The organism is Clostridium sp. AM22-11AC, assembly GCF_003473545.1.
GTDB lineage: Bacteria > Bacillota > Clostridia > Lachnospirales > Lachnospiraceae > Enterocloster.
Window position 1 is genome coordinate 16,002 of sequence record NZ_QUCM01000025.1, and the last position, 19,295, is coordinate 35,296.

At 43.8% G+C, this 19,295-nt stretch carries 14 protein-coding genes; 5 read left to right on the top strand and 9 right to left on the bottom strand.

The window, feature by feature from the left end:
• Positions 1-9: 9 nt before the first annotated feature.
• The 3 genes from DW251_RS15515 to DW251_RS15525 form a co-directional block, all read right to left on the bottom strand.
• Positions 10-3,048 (bottom strand): glycoside hydrolase family 3 protein, encoded by a 3,039-nt coding sequence (locus DW251_RS15515; protein WP_182433640.1) that lies wholly within the window; start codon positions 3,046-3,048, stop codon positions 10-12.
• A gap of 38 nt (positions 3,049-3,086) precedes the next feature.
• Complete coding sequence (locus DW251_RS15520; RefSeq protein WP_021869534.1) at positions 3,087-4,172, bottom strand: J domain-containing protein; 1,086 nt, start codon at positions 4,170-4,172, stop codon at positions 3,087-3,089.
• 139 nt (positions 4,173-4,311) lie between these two features.
• A complete protein-coding gene (locus DW251_RS15525) occupies positions 4,312-5,262 on the bottom strand; it encodes a DMT family transporter (protein WP_118301672.1) in 951 nt (316 codons plus the stop codon).
• Positions 5,263-5,533: 271 nt separating this feature from the next.
• Between DW251_RS15525 and DW251_RS15530 the strand changes: the two genes are divergently transcribed.
• Positions 5,534-6,175, top strand: a complete 642-nt coding sequence (locus DW251_RS15530) for a DUF6198 family protein (RefSeq protein WP_021869532.1) — start codon at positions 5,534-5,536, stop codon at positions 6,173-6,175.
• A 147-nt stretch (positions 6,176-6,322) separates the two neighbouring features.
• On the opposite strand, the gene DW251_RS15535 is transcribed toward DW251_RS15530, so the two are convergent.
• The 3 genes from DW251_RS15535 to DW251_RS15545 all read right to left on the bottom strand — a co-directional run bounded on the left by DW251_RS15535 (position 6,323) and on the right by DW251_RS15545 (position 11,368).
• On the bottom strand, positions 6,323-8,272 hold the full coding sequence (locus tag DW251_RS15535; RefSeq protein WP_118301673.1) for an oleate hydratase: 1,950 nt from the start codon (positions 8,270-8,272) through the stop codon (positions 6,323-6,325).
• A 310-nt stretch (positions 8,273-8,582) separates the two neighbouring features.
• Positions 8,583-10,529 (bottom strand): NAD(P)/FAD-dependent oxidoreductase, encoded by a 1,947-nt coding sequence (locus tag DW251_RS15540; RefSeq protein WP_118301674.1) that lies wholly within the window; start codon positions 10,527-10,529, stop codon positions 8,583-8,585.
• A 137-nt stretch (positions 10,530-10,666) separates the two neighbouring features.
• Entirely contained in the window at positions 10,667-11,368 is a 702-nt protein-coding gene (locus tag DW251_RS15545; protein WP_021869529.1) for a DUF6198 family protein, read from the bottom strand.
• 208 nt (positions 11,369-11,576) lie between these two features.
• Between DW251_RS15545 and DW251_RS15550 the strand changes: the two genes are divergently transcribed.
• Complete coding sequence (locus DW251_RS15550; RefSeq protein ID WP_021869528.1) at positions 11,577-12,119, top strand: PadR family transcriptional regulator; 543 nt, start codon at positions 11,577-11,579, stop codon at positions 12,117-12,119.
• Positions 12,120-12,125: 6 nt separating this feature from the next.
• Here the strand turns inward: DW251_RS15550 and DW251_RS15555 are convergent, their stop codons facing one another.
• Positions 12,126-12,656, bottom strand: coding sequence for a DUF3877 family protein (locus DW251_RS15555; protein WP_118301675.1), 531 nt, complete (start codon positions 12,654-12,656; stop codon positions 12,126-12,128).
• Positions 12,657-12,763: 107 nt separating this feature from the next.
• On the bottom strand, positions 12,764-13,789 hold the full coding sequence (locus DW251_RS15560) for a DUF362 domain-containing protein (protein ID WP_118301676.1): 1,026 nt from the start codon (positions 13,787-13,789) through the stop codon (positions 12,764-12,766).
• A gap of 380 nt (positions 13,790-14,169) precedes the next feature.
• Here DW251_RS15560 and DW251_RS15565 point away from each other — a divergent pair, with 380 nt between their 5' ends.
• The 3 genes from DW251_RS15565 (at position 14,170) to DW251_RS15575 (ending at position 17,632) form a co-directional block, all read left to right on the top strand.
• Positions 14,170-15,441: a cation:dicarboxylase symporter family transporter gene (locus DW251_RS15565; RefSeq protein ID WP_021869525.1), complete on the top strand. Its 1,272-nt coding sequence runs from the start codon at positions 14,170-14,172 to the stop codon at positions 15,439-15,441.
• A gap of 64 nt (positions 15,442-15,505) precedes the next feature.
• Positions 15,506-16,339, top strand: coding sequence for an alpha/beta fold hydrolase (locus tag DW251_RS15570; RefSeq protein WP_021869524.1), 834 nt, complete (start codon positions 15,506-15,508; stop codon positions 16,337-16,339).
• A gap of 162 nt (positions 16,340-16,501) precedes the next feature.
• A complete protein-coding gene (locus tag DW251_RS15575; RefSeq protein ID WP_182433641.1) occupies positions 16,502-17,632 on the top strand; it encodes an alpha/beta fold hydrolase in 1,131 nt (376 codons plus the stop codon).
• 79 nt (positions 17,633-17,711) lie between these two features.
• Here DW251_RS15575 and DW251_RS15580 read toward each other — a convergent pair whose 3' ends face one another.
• Positions 17,712-19,277: a glycoside hydrolase family 43 protein gene (locus DW251_RS15580; RefSeq protein WP_118301678.1), complete on the bottom strand. Its 1,566-nt coding sequence runs from the start codon at positions 19,275-19,277 to the stop codon at positions 17,712-17,714.
• Positions 19,278-19,295 lie beyond the last annotated feature (18 nt).

Genomic DNA, 19,295 nt, shown 5'->3' on the forward strand with positions numbered 1-19,295 from the left:
ACATATTTTTTAATTTTCATGGTCTTTTAAAAGTTCTCTTTTTCGTTTCTTCCAGATATTTACAGCAAACACAAAATTTCCAATAGCCAGAAGGTCTACTGCCGCCAGTCCCGCTGCCCACAATGGGAACGGTGCCTTGATCTCCGGTTTTAACAAGCTCCAGTCATCCATTTCTTCTGCATACGCCTGGTTTCTCACTCTCGCGTTTAAATACATGTAGATCACATCTTTTGCTGACTGCCGCAGTGCCTGATCATAGGCTGCCTTATTTTCTTCATTTTTAAAGGCAAAACTGCCATCATTCATAAAACCGTCCATCCAAAGGGTTCCCCCTGCTGCAAGAGCCTGATCCCCGTTCATATATTTATGATGGTCAGAATAATCTGTAAGCACGGCTCCTTTAAAGCCCCATTCATCCCTTAAAATGCTGGTAAGAAGCCCCTTACTGCCTCCTGCCCACACAGCTCCTATACGGTTATAGGAGGACATAAGGCCGGTGGCACCATTATCCTGTACGATCATCTGGAACGGCTTTAAATAAGTTTCCCGCAGGGCCTGTTCTGTCATCCAGGTATAGACGCCATCCCTGTAAATACCAGACTCCTGGTCATTGCAGATCAGATGTTTTACATAGCAGTATACACCCATATCCATACTTCCACTTACCGCTGCCCCGCACATTTTCCCGGAAAGAAAGCTGTCTTCTGAATAATATTCATAGTTTCGGCCATCAAAAGGACTGCGGTGGATGTTGACTGCCGGTGCATACCAGCCGCTATAGCCAAACTGACCTGCTTCCTTTGCGACTGCCCGTCCCATATCACGGGATAATTCTGTATTCCATGACTGGGCCATAACACCGGCATTGGGAAATCCGGTTCCTGTTGGATTTTGGTTGAAACTACCGATCTGTGCCGGTCCGTCAGCTTCTCTGGCTAATGGTTTTCCAATATTTTCCAGTTCTTCTGTCTTTACATACCCGTGAAGGAACAGCTCCTCTGTCTCTTTTTCTGTCAGCTGGTTTAAAACTTCATCCCACTTTGGATCGTCATAATCCGCTCCCAGTTCGTAACCCAGTTTTGATACAGTTCCGTTTTTTTCAATATAAAGGCCCTGCTTTTTTCCAAATGCCACATCATTTTTACTCTGAGACTCACTTTGTTCTAAAAAGCTCTGCCCAAACTCATCTGCTTTTTCCTGGGTATAAAGGTTCAGTTCTGCTGCCTTTTCAGAAAGTTTTCGGGTCTTTACCGGTTCTTTTGGAAATGTCGTATCAAAATCACTGCGGCTCATATAGGAGATCTTCTGACCGCTGTCTGAACCATCGATCCCCACTCCGTCTACTGCGTCTTTTCCTGTCATTTTATTGGAAACAACTGTACCTGTGATCTCGTCTGTAGGATACTGGATATTTTCTGCCAGTTTCAGGCTGATCTGGGCATTTGGTATATCAGCGGTCTCATGGGCGTTTTTCCGAAGAGAAAGTACATAGGTTCCCGGATCCAGCTCATATCCTGCAAAACCGTTTTGATTGCTGTCATTAAAATCATAGGATGCCATATCTCTGGCTTTTACAGACAACGTAACCTCTTCTTTTTCCCCCGGCTGCAGCTCTCCTGTTTTCGCATAATCAGCTAATACTACCGCCGATTTTTCGATCCCTCCCGCTTCATATGGAGGGGCATAATAAAGCTGCACCACCTCTTTGCCAGCCCGTTCTCCTGTATTGGTAACTTCCACTGTGATCTTGTAACTGCCGTCCGCAGTGATCTTTTCCCTTTTTCCCGGAGCATTTACAACCTTCCAGTCAAAGGTAGTATAAGACAAGCCATAGCCAAAAGGATACTGTACTACAGCCTGGTAACCTCTTCCATGAAGATTATAATACTTATCCCAGTAATCCTGCGCATCTGCTGTTTCGTACCATTTATAGCCTACATAAATCCCCTCTGCGTAGTCTACATAAGATACCTGATCATATTTAAAGGACTCTCCTACATTGCCGCTTTTGGTACCGTCAAAAGGATAAAGACCCTCTCCGTTTTCATAACTTCCCACTCCGTCAGCTCCTGCATTGGCATAGCTGGCAGCTGTGCGGAAATTGTAAGCCCAGGTATCAGCCGTGCGGCCGGAAGGTGTTATTTTTCCCCAGAGAAGGTCTGGAAGTGCCTCTGCCGAATACTGTCCGGTCATTCCTGCCATCACACAGGCCCCAATTCCAGGCATCAGGTCAATTGCTCCCAAGGTCATTACATTTCCTGTATTTAATAACAGGATCACATTTTTATAATTTTCACCCAGATAGCGCAAAATCCCCTCTTCTTCTGTGGAAAGATCCAGATAGGACCTTCTTTTATCTCTTAACAGCTGTCCGTTCTTCTTTACTTTTTTATACTGGATCTGAGGACAGTCATTGCTTTCCCCTGAAAGCCTTCCTACTACCATGATCGCTGTATCTGAATACTCTTTTGCGTTTTTAAGCAGATCTTCTGTGTAATATTCTGTATCTGTAATATCCGGTTCATAAAGCCGGCAGCTTTCTTCCGGCCAGCTTTCAAGAGTAGATGTTTTCTGACGCTTTGGCTGGAAATCCTGATACATCCGGGTCAGTTCTTCATTATAGGAGATTCCCGCTTCTTTTAATGCTCCTAAAAGATCCAGGTCTACTTTTTCCACTCTTCCGGAACCGGAACCGCTTCCCAGCCACTGGGTGGATGCCCAGCCAAATACATTTACCCGGGTGATCTCTTCTGAAAGAGGCAGGGTATTGTTTTCATTTTTCAAAAGAACAGCACCTTCCGCCTCGATCTGGGCTGCCAGACGGCGGCTGTTATAGGCAGCTTCTTCTTTCGCCTCTTTTGATACATTGGTACGGCTGCCGGAAAGATACAGGTCAATGGTCTCACGAAACGCAAAAGCCACACCTGTAACAAGGATCATAAGGGCAAGAAAAAAAGAGGCACCTCCCAAAAAGAAGCGGTACCGGAAAGGGATCTTACCTTTTTCTTTCAAGGTTTTTGTTCTTTCTGGATTTCGGTTCTTTTTCATAAGGTACCTCACATTATTATTTTTAATATTATAGATCATTAAGCGGCTGTTCTCCCGCCTCTTCTGCCCTTTTCACAGGCAGCTGCAAATTCTCTCAGTTTTTCTTTTGCCTCTGCTGTCAGGTTCTGCGGAACAGCGATCTGGATGGTCACATACTGGTCGCCTTTTACCTTCGGGTCTTTCATGGAAACAATACCTTTACCGGCAAGACGGATCTTTAAGCCGCATCTGGTTCCCTCACGCAGTTTGCAGGAAACATTACCATACAGGGTAGGTACAATGATCTCACCGCCTAAAACAGCTGTTGTAAAGGGTACTTCTGTACTGGTATAAACATCCATTCCCTTCCGTTCATAACCAGGCCGTGTTCCTACATGGACCTTTAATAACAGATCTCCTGCTTCTGCGCCGCCTATGCCAGGATTGCCTTTTCCTTTCAGGCGGATGCTCTGGCCTTCGTTGATACCTGCAGGGATATGGACTTTCAGATTTTGGCTCTTTCCATTTGCATCGGAAAGTGTGATCACACGGTCTGCGCCAAAAGCTGCATCATCAAAACTGATATTGATCTCCGCCTGTGCATCACTGCCTTTTTCGCTGGATGGATCTGCGCCAAAACCGCTATAGCCATGAAAACCGTTAAAGCCACTGCCGTCCTGGTGAAAACCGCCTGTAAAGCGGCTCTTTTTACCGCCGCCGAACATATTTCCGAAAATATCACCAAAGATATCATCGCCTTCTCCGCCTTCAAAATGGAAGGTGTGTCCGTCTGAAGTATGGAAACCTCTGAAGCCGCCATTTCCGGAAAAGCCTCCAAAACCTCCTGTAAAGCTGCCGTCAGAACCAAAGCCGCCATTTGCGCCGTAACTACCGGCTCCTGCTGCTCCGGTACCGTCAAAAGCTGCGTGGCCAAACTGGTCATACAGTTTCTTCTTTTCCGGATCGCTTAAAATATCATAAGCTTCATTAACTTCCTTAAATTTTTCAGCAGCTGCCTCATTTCCCACATTGCTGTCGGGATGGTATTTTTTAGCCAGTTTACGATAGGCTTTCTTAATAGTGGCAGGGTCTGCAGTTTTATCTATTCCAAGAACTTCGTAGTAATCTCGTTTCTGTTGTGACATCGTTCTCATCCTTTCCTGATTTCTTACAGGACCTGTGAAAATCCTCTAAGTTATAAATACAAGTTATATTTGTTTGTTCTATAATATGTATAACACTTATATCATTCATTGTCAAGGATGGAACGAACATACATTTTCTTTATCGTTCTGCTGTTTTTACACTGTTGACCACATAAATTCCAAGGCATACAAATACCAGGGCAACCAGGCTCTTTACGGAAAATGCCTGGGCTGTCTCCCCTAATACCAGGGCGGACAAAAGAACACCGAACACCGGGTTCATAAAGCCAAATACGGTCACGCGGCTTACAGGGTTATATTTTAACAATACACCCCAGAGTGTATAAGCAACTGCTGAGATAAATGCCAGATATAATAACAGGATATACGCGGAAACTCCGCTTTCAACCTGGACTCTTCCGCCGCCGAATAATCCAATGAGGATCAGGATCAGTCCGCCTAACATAAACTGATAACCGCTTAAGGTAACTACATCATACTGGTTGCCATATTTCTTTAATAAGGCGCCGGATGTAGCATAAAAGATCTGGGCAAACAGGACAAATCCTTCTCCTAAAAGAGATACCTGGAACAGATTTCCTTCCTGTCCGGACAGGTTCATTACTACAATTCCCACAAAACCCAGGGCGCATCCCACCAGTTTTCTGGCTGTCAGTTTCTCATACCGGAAGATCAGGCTGGCAACTAAAATAGAAATAAAAACATTTCCTCCTGTGATGATCGCTCCATGTACCCCGCTGGCATGTGCCAGTCCTGTGTAAAAGAAATAATACTGAAGGACCGTCTGATTTAAGCAAAGTTCCAGGATCGCTCTTCCTGATCCCTTCTGAGGCATGATCCAGCGGCGTCCCTGGATGCTGTGAAAAAGGATTACCAGAAAACCTGCCAACAGGAAACGCATTCCTGCAAATAAAATAATGGACATTGCGTCAGATGACTGGATCTGGAACAGTCTGTAACCTGTTTTGATCGCCGGTGTCGCGCTTCCCCATAAGAAACAGCAGATACCAGCCAAAAACATTACTACGGGGAGACTGGTCAGTCTGCTGTTTTGTTGCTGTGTATTCATATTCTTCTCCATTCTGCTACTGTCTGTAGCTCGTTTATCCTTATAAGAGTACCAGTAAACAGATTGAAAGTCAATTTTTTATCAATAAGTTGTGAATAAGTATTGAAATTTTCTCAATTTTGTTTTACACTATACACAAAATATTTTAGGTGTATAAAAATATTTTGTACTGTTTTGCCATGTTTGTCTATTTATATGTTTTACTGGGGATTTTATAGATCACATGGCCTGGGGAAAATAAAATATGTGTGAAAGAACAGGAGAATTTATTATGTCGTTTCAATCAGTCTGTAAGCGTTATTGTCTGTTTTTAACAGGAGTCATCTTATGTGCAACAGGAATTGCCTTTATCACCCGTGCGGGTCTGGGGACTTCACCGGTTTCAGGGCTTCCTTTCGTGCTCAGTCTGGTAACACCTGTATCAATGGGATTTTTTACCTTTCTGTTTAATATGATCTTCCTGATCTGTGAAGCACTCTTAAGAAAGCGTTTCAGCGTAGAACAGGCTTTGCAGATCCCGATTACTTTCTTTTTCAGTTTCTGCATTGACAAGGCCATGGCCATCATTCCTACCCGTTTCGGCGGTCCCTGGGGTGACTCTTTTGTCTACCTGGTCATCGGATGTATCATCATGTCCCTTGGCATCAGCTTTGAGGTTATTGCAGATGTGATCATGCTTCCGGCAGAGGCATTTGTTCGCGCCCTTGCTAAAAAGACCGGCTTTATATTCGGAAATGTAAAAGTAGGTTTTGACAGCACCCTTACCATTCTGGCAATGATCCTGGCACTGATCTGTTTCCATAAGTTAAACGGAGTCAGAGAAGGAACACTGATCAATGCCCTGGTAGTTGGCCAGTTAGTAAAACAGTGGAGACGGTGCATTGAAAAACCGCTGTCAAATGCAATTGCATAAAATATCAAAAATCCCTGTCCCTGTAAATGGGGATATGTCATGAAACAAACGGAACCCGCCCTGCCAGGCGGGTTTTTGCATATTGGCCACCTTTTTGCAACAGAAAAACGCGCCCGCAGGCGCGTCTTTCCCGATTACTTTTCTTCTTTATAACATCCAGTCTTTGATCACATTGTGGTCTCTTAACAGTTTTCCAACGACTGTCTTATCGATCTTTCTAAGCAGAGGTTTCTTAAGCAGTTCCAGTGGCAGAGGCAGCTTCATTTCCAGCGGAGATTTTCCGTCCATCAGCTTTACAGTACTGTCTAACAGATCTCTCACATCGTATACGCTTCCCCAGACCTCAGGAACACCACGGTCTACACCGCAAAGTCCGTATACAGCTTCCATTGCAGTACGTACAGAATACTCCGTAGTGAAAATCGTATCTCTTGGTGTTTCAGCAAACTGACCTAAGAATGCAGCGTTTACGCAGCCATCCGGGATAACGTCCGGTCTGTCCCCTGCGCTTCTTGGCATAAAGAAAGCTGTGATATATGGCATCATGGTCGGAGTACAGTTTGCATGGTTTGCTGCCAGATCATCGATCTCTTCTGTAGGAATACCCAGATGATACAGCCACTCTGCTGTGATCTCCTTACCATTACACTCTTTCATTGGCTTCTTGATATAATCGCCTGGAACATCGGTAAACAGGCTGTATACCCATACACAGATCTCATCTTTCTTCTGTGCTTTAAACTGACCCTGGCGGTTGATAGTCCAGCTTAACAGCCAGCTAGAGTCCTTGCAGCTTACAATACCGCCGGTAACAACTTTACCGGTTCTCGGATCTCTCTTACAGATCTTCTGGATATAGGAAATGATCTTTTCATCAGAGGTTGTAACAGTTGCAGACTCCCAGTTTGTCTTTGCAATGTCAGAACAGAACTTTTCAGGATGTCCAAAGGACTCGTCCTGGGCTGCAATATTCTTCCACAGGCTCCAGCATCCACTGGTGCGAACTTCTGCATCCCCTACAGGAGCATGGTCCTGGTCACCGTAGATCGTACCTTCTGTACAGCTTCCGTTTGTGATAAATACCAGATCATTTTCTGTTAACGCGATCTCGCCTTTATTACCGTCTTTTACATATTCAATGGCTTTTGCAGTCTTCTTTTCCCCTTCAATGTCAAAACGCACATTGGTAACACTGGTTCCAAACTGGATCTGTACGCCTGCTGCTTCCAGATATTTCTGCATTGGAAGGATCAGGGACTCATACTGATTGTAACGTGTAAATTTCAGTGCAGAGAAATCAGGCAGACCACCAATATGATGGATAAAACGCTGGAAATAACGCTTCATCTCCAGGGCACTGTGCCAGTTTTCAAAAGCAAACATAGTGCGCCAGTACAGCCAGAAATCAGAGCCAAATACTTCATCATCAAAGAAATCTTCAATAGACTTGTCATACAGATCCTCATCTCTTGTAAAGAACAGCTTCATGATCTCCATACTGCCCTTCTGGCTTAAACGGAATTTACCGTCTGTATGGGCATCTTCGCCACGTTTTTCCGTAGCACGGCACAGAGAGTAGTTAGGGTCATGTTTATTTAACCAGTAATATTCATCCAGTACAGAAGCATTAGGTACTTCCAGGGAAGGAATGCTGCGGAACAGATCCCATAAGCACTCAAAATGATCTTCCATCTCACGGCCACCACGCATTACATAACCTCTGGTTGGATCGTCGATACCGTCACATGCACCACCGGCTACGTCCATAGCCTCTAAAATATGGATATTTTTTCCAGGCATCTGGGCGTCTCTTACTAAAAAGCAGGCTGCTGCCAGTGCTGCCAGACCGCTTCCTACTAAATAAGCGCTCTTTTCTTCAATTCCTTCCGGCTTTTCCGGTCTTGCAAAAGCCTCATAGTTACCATTGGTATAATAAATACCCTTGCTGTTTTTCGCAAACTTACCAAGTTCTGTATTGCGGTAGTCACTGTTTTCCTCTTCTTTTTTACTGCGGCGCTTTCCTGCCATAACAGCTGCTGCTCCAATACCTGCTGCTACTGCGGATACAGCTCCTGCACGTAAAACTTTCTTGTTCATGGTTTAAACCTGCCTTTCTCATTCTCTTATTATACTTTGAATATCGATATTTTTATTATTACCATCATTTTCGTTAAATATTGCTTTAATATATAGTATTGATTACTACATACACTGTATTGATAGTATAACTTTTTGGGCAAAATGTCAATATCACAGTTACCATTCCCCTATGCGCTGGTTTGAACCGTAACAATCAAAAAATACTCCCAGCCACAGGTATGTTCTCCTGTAATGACTGAGAGTATTTTTACCAAAACTATAAAACTTTATGCAATATGATCATAGGATCGAACTTTATAAATTGATTTTAAATATCCAGTGCTGCATGATACCCCTGATATACAGCATTTGTGATAGTAGAAACTTTTCTCGCATCTCCGATCACACGGACAAATGGCGCACCGTTTCTGAGAGCTTCTACAACATCCGTTCTGCCTCTCTGTCCAAGGGCACAGATCACAGTCTGGGCTCCCACCATCAGCTCATTGCCATCTTTATCCCTGCAGCGGACACCATCTGCAGTTACTTCTTCTACGCGACATCCTGTATGGACATGAACATATTTCTCAATTTCTTTTAACAGCAGCGGACGGTGACGCACATTGGCATCTACAGCCAGTTCATCCCGCATTTCGATCAGGTGTACTTCTTTTCCTTCCATACCTAAATGGATGGCACATTCACAGCCGGCCAGGCCGCCGCCCATAACAGCCACTTTATCAGCTACTCTGTCCTGGTTTTTATACAGCTCATTGACGATGATCACATTTTCGCCCTTAATTCCAGGGATCGGCGGAACCAGTGGTCTGGAGCCAACAGCGATGATCAGGGCATCCGGTGCCTCTTTTTCCACATATTCAGGTGTCACTTCGCATCCTAAACGGATCTCTACACCGCTCTGTCTTGCAAAACGTGCATAGGTTTCTGTCAGCTGGTACATTTCTTTCTTAAATGGAATGGCGATCTCACTTTTTAAGATACCGCCCAATTCCTCTTCTTTTTCACATAAGATAACCTGATGGCTTCTTCTGGCTGCTGTCCATGCTGCATACAGACCGCCCGGGCCGCCTCCTGCTACTAAAACTTTCTTCTTTACAGGTGCCGGCTGTACTTCGTCCCCTTCCATTTCTCTTCCGATCAATGGGTTTACGGTACATCTTCTGGTGGAAGTAGCTGCACGTTCTGCCATACAGGTAAAACAGCGCAGGCAGCGGACAATGTCCTCATCCCTGTTTTCCATGACTTTTCTTGGAAGGAATGGATCTGCCAAAAGGGCGCGGGCCATATAAACTACATCTGCCTTGCCGGAAGCAATGATCTCTTCCATCTGTGCCGGGTCATTTAAGCCGCCCAGTGTTGCAACCGGAATAGAAACATGTTTTTTGATCTCTGCTGCCAGATATACATTACATCCGTGTTCCTTAAACATAGACGGATGGGTATCTCCAAAACCTCTCTGGTAAGTGCCTGCAGATACATGGAGCAGGTCGATCTTGGACTCCAGCTGCATAGCGATGCGCACGCCTTCTTCCAGGTCATAGCCGCCTTCAAACAGCTCAGAGCCGCTTAAACGGAACTCAATAGGGAATGCAGGTCCTACTGCTTCACGGACTGCGTCTAAGATCTCACTTGCCAGACGGCAGCGGTTTTCCAGGGAGCCGCCATATTCATCGGTTCTGTGGTTAAAATACGGGGATAAAAACTGGTTGATCAGCCAGCCATGTCCGCCGTGGATCAGGATCATCTCAAAACCTGCACGTTTTGCAAGACCTGCTACTTTTCCATAGGAAGCTACAATGTCCTTGATCTGGTCTTTGCTTAAAGACTTAACCTTTACGCCATCTGCACGTACCGTATCAGAAGCGCCCCACTGGCACATTTCATGCTGTCTGGACTTATCCGTCATATAGGTTCCTGCATACATACCGGAATGGGACAGTTCCAGGCTGGCTGCTGCTCCGTGACGGGAAATGGCATCTGCTGTATAGGTAGCTGCTGCCAGGGAATTTAAAATAGTGGTATCCAGATGATATGCATGGGAACCGTCTGTCTCCGGATGGACCATACATTCGCTGACCGTTACAGCTGCTGCGCCGCCCTTGGCACGAAGCTCATAAAAGGCGGTAGATTTTGGTCCGATACAACCGTCATTGGTAATATCTGTTCCGCCCATTGGTGCGGAAAACATACGGTTGGAAAAGGTGCGTCCTGCAATGGTGATGGGACTGCAAAGATGTGGAAATTTGTGTGTCATAATATTTTCTCTCCTTTTTTATCAATTCACGAACTCGCGCTATCACGCTCTACTGCCTGCTATCGCAGGCGGTTCGTTCATGAATGACCCAAGAAAAACAAATGCCACCTGCGGTGTCGCTTGTTTTTCTTTTGGGTTCATACAATGTCATTCAATTCTTCTTCGATCTTCTCTTCTTCCTTTTTATCATCTCCGTAAATAAGCACAGGAAGGAAAGAAAGACGTTTTCCAATACTTCTTGCAATAAAGCCAACTAAAACGGCTGCCACAATAGTACCTTCACGTACACCCTCTAAATGACCGGAAAGGAGGAATGAAAGAACTGCTGCGATCACTGCCATGGAAACATCAAAACAGACCTTTGTAAAACCAAATTCAGAATGGATGCGGAATACCACGGCTCTTACAAAAGACTCTCCCGGAAGCATAACTACATCTGCCAGCACTTCCATATATACGCCAACGCCAAGGACCAGACAGCCGATCAGAAGTCCCAGGACTTTTGAAATATAGGATACCGGATGAACAAATCCCAGAAGGATCATGGACATATCAATAAAGTAGCCAAATGCCATAGATACCGGGATCTGCAATAAATGTTCTGCCTTAAAATTCTTTCCCAAAAGTAAAAACTGAAGAAAGATCAGAAGCAAACTGAATACAATGGTGAAGTTTCCCAGAGAAAATGGGAAATTCAGGCTGAGTACATAAGGAATAGAAGAAATAGGGGAAGTTCCCAGATTTCCCTTGGTGATCAGGCTGACGCCCAACGAGTTTACAAACAGGCCCACTAAAAAGATAAGATACCGCTTTACCTGTTCTGCTTTTGTACGTTTCATAATTCTTGTTCCCTTTCCTGCTTATTTTTCTTTATCTGCTCCTTTTGGAACATGTCTTTTTCTATGGTAACACCATCATATAAACATGTCAATATTTACATGTTTAAAAATACATATATTTTTCTATGGCACAGAAAGAATTTGTATGATATACTGCTGATAGCATGAAATATACTTTCACACTTTTATAATGAAGGGATTTAAAAATATGGGAACTTTAAAATATGCCATTTTGGGATTGTTAAATAGAAAAAATATGACTGGATACGACCTGTCAAAGGAATTTGAAACTACTCTTTTTGAATTCTGGAATGCCAAACACAGCCAGATCTATCCGGAATTAAAAAGCCTTTCTGAAAATGGTCTGGTCCGGTACGAGGTAGAGATCACAGGAAATGTTCTGGAGAAAAAGGTTTATTCCATTACGGAAAAGGGCCGGGAAGATTTTTATAAATGGGAAGAAAGTTTAAATCCTTTAAAGCCTGTGCCAAAGGATGAATTCCGCCTGCAGCTCTTCTTTTCAGGCGCATTATCCCCGGAAAAACGAATGGCACTGCTGACAGACCAGTTAAAACAACATGAAGAAAAGCTGGCCCATCTGAAAGGAAATATGGGAAAATTTTCCAGTATCCCACCGGAAGATGAAAATGACTTTGCCGATTATCTGGTTCTTCATGGGGCTGTTTTAAGGGAAGAAACAAACTGCAAATGGTTAAAAGACTGTATCAAGTTATGCAAAAAAGGAGTGTAGTTTTCGCTACACTCCTAAATCTTTATAGTCCGCCGGCAGAAAACGATGATAGGTAATATGAAAGCCCTCATCTTTAAAGCAGTAATAATATCTGTCATCTCCCTGTGTAAAGTGGATGACTGTATCAAACTCCCCGCCTGTCGTCTGTTCCACCACACTTGGAAACGGCTGCTGCTCAAACAGCTTTTTCACCTGTTCCATATCCGTTTCATGGGAAGCGATCAGTTTTACCAGCTGGTGGATAAATTCATTTTCTTTTTTATGTTCATGAACATAAATACTTGTTTCTTCCGGAAGGAGCAGACAGAAACGGTCTTTCTTGTGGGTGATGGTCACTTCTCCCAGCCGCTCTTTTGCAAAATCTGTAAATCCTGCAAGAGCCTGCTGCATTTCTTCTGCATCACAGGCAGTGCCAAACAGATTATTTAACATGCCCACAGGGTAATACAACCGGATCACTTCTTTGCGAAATCCCAGCTTCGCCTGCTCTTCCATAACAGAATCTTTAATATGCTCTTCTAATGCTTGATAATCCATTGTTTTAACCTCATCTCAGATTTTAACGCCCATCTTTTCAGACTTCACTTATCATAGCACATTTTGATCCTGTTGTCTTTATTTCCCGACCGCAATTTATCTTATGATTATTTTGCATAATGAATTTTTCTCACCTGTCCAAATGGAACCACACCGTCTACAGCAGCTGCTGCATCGATCACTGCATCTTCATTATCCAGGTCGATCAGTTTATAGCGGTTATTTCCCATTCCCATTTCCTTCATATAAGAAAGCTGTCTTAAGCTGTGTCTGCTTTCCATACGCTCGATCAGGTCTTTGTGGTCATTTTCCTTCATTGCATAGATCATATCTACACATACCTGGTCTGCTGCAAGGATGTCTAAGGAAGCTACAATACCTACGTCAGGAGTTACAACAGGGAGAGCTGCAACACCTTCGCAGTCACAGGAAAGGGACATGTTGCGCATTACATTGATAAATGCGATATGCTCGCCAAAATGATCTACAACAGACTTGGTGGATTCGGTGATACGTTCCATCAGTTCTTCTTCTGCAATACTCCACATATTGTCAGAACCTTCTACTGTATGAATCATAGCCTTACCAATACGTCCGTCTGCACAGCCGATACCAATGTTCTTGTTGGATCCGCCAAAACCGCCCATTACATGGCCCTTAAAGTGAGTCAGTACCAGAAGGGACTCATAATTTAACAGATTTCTACCCACAGACATCTCTGTAAACCACTTTCCGTTCTTTACAGGAAGCATGGCAGTTCCATCTTTATCCATAATATCTACCGGGCAGAAGGTCCAGCCATTTACCTTTAAGGTCTCTCTGTGCTGCTCTGTAGTATAACGGTCGCCTTCATAATAAGTATTGGTCTCAACGATCACTGCGTCATCCATCTTATCTGCCATCAGTTCTTTTACCCATGGACGAGGAATGATGTTTGGGCCATTCTTTTCGCCGGTGTGCAGCTTTATGCCGGTCTTGCCGGTAATACGGGACTGGATACGGTCATAGATCTTCTTTAAACCGGCAGCAGACAGGTCCCTGGTGAAATATACCACAGACTCTTCCCCTGTTCTCTGATCGTAAGGGATATACTGGTTTCCATTTGTTCCAGGTACTGGTTTTACATTGCTCATGAAGTGTTTCCTCCTATTATATATACGTTTTTTACTATACATTTTTTATACATAAAGTCTGTATCTGGTTTAAGTATACAGCTTGAAGTTGACTTCAAGTCAATAGGATTTCAAACATTCAGAAAATTCTGATATTATCAATAAAATTTCAAACTGCACTCACAAATTCCGCACTTTGCGCTCTACTGTCTGCTTACACAGACGATTTGTTCGTTAATGGTCCAAGAAAAATAAATGCCACCTTCGGTGTCGCTTATTTTTCTTTTGGACACATTATATCTTAAAATATTACAGTTCAATTGCTATAATTGTTGATTGAAAAGTTGTCTGAAAACTCTTATAGTGTGTGTAACATAAATATTCTAAGGAGGGAATTATCTATGGGTGAAAAAAAGAAACAGGCTTCTGCCTACCGTGAACCACTGATCCTTATTGCCTTTGTTATTTTAGGCGCCATCATCGGAATGGTGATGGGAGAAAAAGCGTCATTCCTGTATCCAATTGGCCAGATCTGGTTGAACCTGCTGTTTGTACTGCTGGTTCCGCTGCTTTTCTTCTCAATTTCCAGTTCTATCGCTAATATCAGCGATACAAAGAGCGTTGGAAAGCTGCTGGGATTTACACTGGTGATCTTCGTAGTGACTGCAGCCATTGCCGGAAGTTTTATGTTTGTAGTATTGGGCATCTTTGGTGTCGATACTTCCGTTCAGTTAGGCGCTGGTGATGCTACTGCACAGGCAGCTGCTTCCAGTATCGGTGACCAGATCGTTAATACTTTTACAGTTGGTGACTTCCCGGATGTCATTTCCAGAGGACATATCCTGGCACTGATCGTATTTACTGTATTCTTTGGTGTCACCGTTTCTTCCCTTGGTGAAAAAGGCCGTGAAATTGCAAACTGGTTAAACAACATGTCCCTGGTATTCTACAAAATGGTAGCAATCTTAATGAAAGCTGCTCCTTTAGGTCTGATGGCTTATTTCGCAAACCTGACCGGTACATATGGTTCCGATCTGTTAAAAAGCTATGGACGTGGACTTTTAATTTATTATCCTACTGTTTTTGTTTATTTCTTTGTATTTCTTGGACTTTATGCATTTATCGCTGCCGGTCCATGGGGCGTAAAACATTATTTCAAAGAAATCTTAACACCTGCACTGACTGCACTTGGTACCCGTTCTTCTGCTGCTGCCCTTCCGATGCAGCTGGATGCCTGCGATAAATTAGGTGTTCCAAGAGTTGTAAGTTCCGTTGTTGTACCTGTTGGTGCTACCTGCCATATGGATGGTGCCTGCCTTGCTACTATTTACGAGATCGTACTTTGCTGCACCTTATTTGGACATCCATTCAGAAGCATTGGTGATTATGCCTTTGCACTGACCATTGCTGTATGTGCTTCTGTTGCTGTATCTTCTGTTCCCGGCGGCGGTGCTGCTATGGAGACCATGCTGATCTCTTCCTTTGGTTTCCCTGTTATCGCCCTTCCGGTACTGATGATGATGACACAGCTGTTTGATGCAGGCTGTACTCTGATCAACTCCTGCGGCGATACAGTTGCTTCTATGCTGGTTTCCCGTTTCCTGTACGGAAAAGACTGGTATAAGAGAGACTTAAACAAAGAACTTGCTGAAGCAGAACAGAACAAAGAATGATATAAGAACAAATTTTAGGTCTGTTCTTTTAAAGACATGAATTACGTCAGAAAGGACCGTTTATATGTGTTGTAAAAATACGAATGCGAAAGAAACTCATTTCGGCGCCTGTTGTAGCCGGCCCGATCTTTATGGTATCATAATTCCCGGAAAACATGGAAAGCTCCTTGCTACCTTATACACGGCAGGGGGTGAAGGTCCCCATCCTACTATCCTCCTTCTCCATGGTATTCCCGGAAGTGAACAGAACCTGGATCTTGCACAGGCATTTAGACGGGCCGGCTTTCACGTAATGACATTCCACTACAGCGGCAGTTGGGGAAGCAGCGGAAATTATTCCCTGCAAAATGATCTGGATGACGCTGAAACAGTTCTTGATTTTATTTTAAACGACACAACTTATGGCTTTGATAAAGATAAGATCTATGCAGCAGGCCACAGCCTGGGCGGTTTTGTCTGCGGACAGATCGCAGCAAGAAGACCGGAGATCAAAGGTGCTGTTCTTTTAATGCCCTGTAATGTAGGACGGATCGGAAAGATCGCCCAAAGTGACCCTGAAAACGCAAAAGTCCTGGAAGATGTATTAAATGACAGTGTAAACTGGCTGACAGGCCTTACAAAAGGATGCCTTTACAAAGAGGCTACCGAGCATGAGAAAGAATATGCCTTAGAATATCAGGCTGCTGCTCTTTCCAAAAAGCCGTTATTATGTATCACCGGATCACTGGATATCTGTACACCGAAAAAAGATCATTTACAGCCTTTATTAGACGGGATCGATGCCCTGGGCGGTGGAAATATCCAGGTTCTTGAATATCCTACGGATCACTTCTTCTCAGATTACCGCCTGGAGGTTTCTGATGTTGTAACAGAGTTTTTTAAAGATCTGGCAAAATAATATGATTTCTTTATGGTTCCCCGCTGATACGCAGCGGGGAATTTTCTGTTTCTGCTCTCCTGCTGTCGCCTGAAGTACTTCTCTTCCCTTTTTGACATCTTTTTGACATTTTTCCTCTCCCATGCTAAAATACCCATATACTTTGCCAAAGGGGAAATGCAGATGAAAACAGTAAATGGCGCGTCTTTATATGCACCTGCCGTCTATGGACCGGCAGGACGTATTTTGTGTACCGTGTATACGGCGGAAGGAAACGGCCCGCACCCTGTTCTTATCTTCACCCATGGCTATCCGGGACATGAGAAAAATCTGGATCTGGCACAGTCTTTACGCAGGACCGGCTTCTCTTCTGTTATCTTCTTCTATCGTGGTTGTTGGGGAAGTGAAGGTGATTTTTCCTTTGAGGGAAGTTTTGAAGACACAAAAGCTGTCCTGGATTTTGTATTAAATGATACCCAGTATGGTTTTGACAAAAACCACATTTTCTTTATCGGTCACAGTTTAGGCTGTGTTAATGCGGCCCGTATGATCGCCCTTTGTCCTCAGGTAAAAGGCGGTGTATTCTTAGCCCCCTGCGATCTGTGGCGTATCTATCTTCTTGGACTTGAAAATGAGGATTACAGAGAACACTTAAATGATCTGTTAGAAGAAGGGATTCCTTATATCCACGGTACAGATGAAGAAACTCTCACCAACGAAATAAAAGGCAGTGCCGGACGGCTTTCCATTGGCTCCTGTCTTCAGGCTATCTCTGGAAAATCCATTCTCTGGATCAGCAGTCCGGATGATGAGGTAGTTTCTGAAGCAGAAGAAACCTATCCCTATATAAAGAAAATAAAACATTTTTCCCCTTCCTGTTTTAAATGGCTGCGTGTCTCTTCGGACCATTATTTTTCTAATATGCGTTCCCAGCTTACAGAAGACATTGCCAGCTTTTTACTGGAAAATACGGATCATAAAAAAGCACATATTGACCAGGCTTCTTTTGAAGTCCAGCTGCGCAAGCTGATCTGTCAGCAGTTAGCAGGAATCACTCTGCCTGATGTTGCCGCTTATTTTCACATCAGCATTCCCTATGCCAGCGACCTGATCCGCCAGATCACAGGAAGCAATTTTACAGCCCTGGTTTTAGAAGAACGGATGCGTGAATCGGAAAAACTGCTGAAAAACAGCAATGTTCCCGTTTCCAAAGTAGCGCTGCTTTCCGGCTATCAGGAACCTTCTTATTTTATGAAAGTGTTTAAAAAATACTTTGGATGTACTCCCAGCCAGTACCGGGACAGCCAGAAATAAACAAAAACACATACCTGAGAGACTTTCCCATCCCGCTGGTATGTGTTTTTTATCTCACATTTTCATTTCATGTTCTTAATTACTCTCTGCACACGCTGTAGTCCAGCCATTCAAAGTCTGCCTGGATCCCATCCCCATGAAGATCCTGACAGGTCACACCGACCATAGCTCCGGCAAATCCATTTCCGTCCACCCGTTCATCCGAAAGGTTTCTCATATCAAGTACCTCTCCCACCTGGGTATAGGAAATTCCGTCCTGGGAAACGAAAAAGGTTACATTCCGCTCTCTTACTTCTGCTTTTAAGTATACCGGATCTTTATTTTCTCCCAGATATACTTTTTCACTCTGGGAGATCTCTTTATTCACAGAAACATTTACCATTACATAAGGTTTTCCTTCATCGTCTACAGACATGTTCAGATAGTAATTATTGTCATAATTGTAATAGCATACAAGTCCGGCCATATGACAGTAATCTCTTGGAGCAAATTCCATTTTCGCTGTAAAATCATAGGAATGATGCTGGTGTCTGCGGACTAATAATCCCTGGTTATATTTGGAAGCCAGGGAATTTCCACCCTGAATGTGCAACTTTCCGTCAGAAATGGTGATGCCGCAGGTCTTAGCACTCTGCCGCAATGTCATATACTCCAACGGGATCTCTGTAACTTTTCCAAAATCTGTAAATCCGGACTTTGCAGATTTTACTTCCACCTCTTCCGGCACCTCAAAGAAATCTTCCGGAGATGCGGTATCATTTGCAGACAGCTTAAACCAGCCGTCTTCTGTAAGAGTCATGTTCTGGATGGCTGTTTCACGGCCAACAATACTGCAGTCATCCAGACTTCTGGAGCAGAGATGAGCCATATACCAGTTTCCATCTTTTCCCTGGATAATCTGGCCATGTCCGGCACGTTTTAACTGTACATCTTTTCCAAAAGATGTAAGGACCGGCGCATAAGGGCTGATCTCATAAGGACCAGTCAGTTTCCTGGAACGGCACATGGTCACGCAGTGTTTAAATTCTGTGCCTCCTTCTGCTGTTACCAGATAATACCAGCCATTATGATAGAAAATGTTCGGACCTTCTGTGGTTCCCTTATTGCTGCCCTTAAATACATTATAGATCGGTCCTACCAGCTTTTTGGTCTTTGGATCGTACTGCTGTACACCTACGCCGCCAAAACGTTTGTGATCCAATCTGTAATCAAAAAGCATGTTCACCAGCCACTTGGTACCATCAGGATCATGAAAGAGAGAGGGATCAAAGCCCATTTTATTGAGAGGGATGGGGTCTGACCATGGACCCTGAGGATCTGTGGCAGTTACCATAAAATTGTGGGTATCTTTAAAACGATGGCGGTTAGTATATACAATGGTATAGATCAGATAAAAAGTACCATTATCGTAAGTAAGGTTTGGCGCCCAGATGCCGCAGGCAGTGTCCATTCCCTTTATGTCAAATTTAGTCTCATCTGTAAGAGCATAGGAAAGGATCTCCCAGTTTACCAGATCTTTTGAATGATGGATACAGATGCCCGGAAACCATTCAAATGTAGATGTAGCAATATAATAATCATCTCCCACTCTCACCAGGGATGGATCCGGATTAAAACCGGGAAGTACAGGATTTATTACTTTCATGTTCTGCTTCTCCTTTTC

Coding starts and splice junctions, on each gene's coding strand:
- DW251_RS15545 (WP_021869529.1), bottom strand. CDS start 11,368: ATGAAACGTACAAAAGCAGAACAGGTAAAGCGGTATCTTATCTTTTTA.
- DW251_RS15540 (WP_118301674.1), bottom strand. CDS start 10,529: ATGACACACAAATTTCCACATCTTTGCAGTCCCATCACCATTGCAGGA.
- DW251_RS15535 (WP_118301673.1), bottom strand. CDS start 8,272: ATGAACAAGAAAGTTTTACGTGCAGGAGCTGTATCCGCAGTAGCAGCA.
- DW251_RS15560 (WP_118301676.1), bottom strand. CDS start 13,789: ATGAGCAATGTAAAACCAGTACCTGGAACAAATGGAAACCAGTATATC.
- DW251_RS15525 (WP_118301672.1), bottom strand. CDS start 5,262: ATGAATACACAGCAACAAAACAGCAGACTGACCAGTCTCCCCGTAGTA.
- DW251_RS15555 (WP_118301675.1), bottom strand. CDS start 12,656: ATGGATTATCAAGCATTAGAAGAGCATATTAAAGATTCTGTTATGGAA.
- DW251_RS15575 (WP_182433641.1), top strand. CDS start 16,502: ATGAAAACAGTAAATGGCGCGTCTTTATATGCACCTGCCGTCTATGGA.
- DW251_RS15520 (WP_021869534.1), bottom strand. CDS start 4,172: ATGTCACAACAGAAACGAGATTACTACGAAGTTCTTGGAATAGATAAA.
- DW251_RS15565 (WP_021869525.1), top strand. CDS start 14,170: ATGGGTGAAAAAAAGAAACAGGCTTCTGCCTACCGTGAACCACTGATC.
- DW251_RS15530 (WP_021869532.1), top strand. CDS start 5,534: ATGTCGTTTCAATCAGTCTGTAAGCGTTATTGTCTGTTTTTAACAGGA.
- DW251_RS15580 (WP_118301678.1), bottom strand. CDS start 19,277: ATGAAAGTAATAAATCCTGTACTTCCCGGTTTTAATCCGGATCCATCC.
- DW251_RS15515 (WP_182433640.1), bottom strand. CDS start 3,048: ATGAAAAAGAACCGAAATCCAGAAAGAACAAAAACCTTGAAAGAAAAA.
- DW251_RS15570 (WP_021869524.1), top strand. CDS start 15,506: ATGTGTTGTAAAAATACGAATGCGAAAGAAACTCATTTCGGCGCCTGT.
- DW251_RS15550 (WP_021869528.1), top strand. CDS start 11,577: ATGGGAACTTTAAAATATGCCATTTTGGGATTGTTAAATAGAAAAAAT.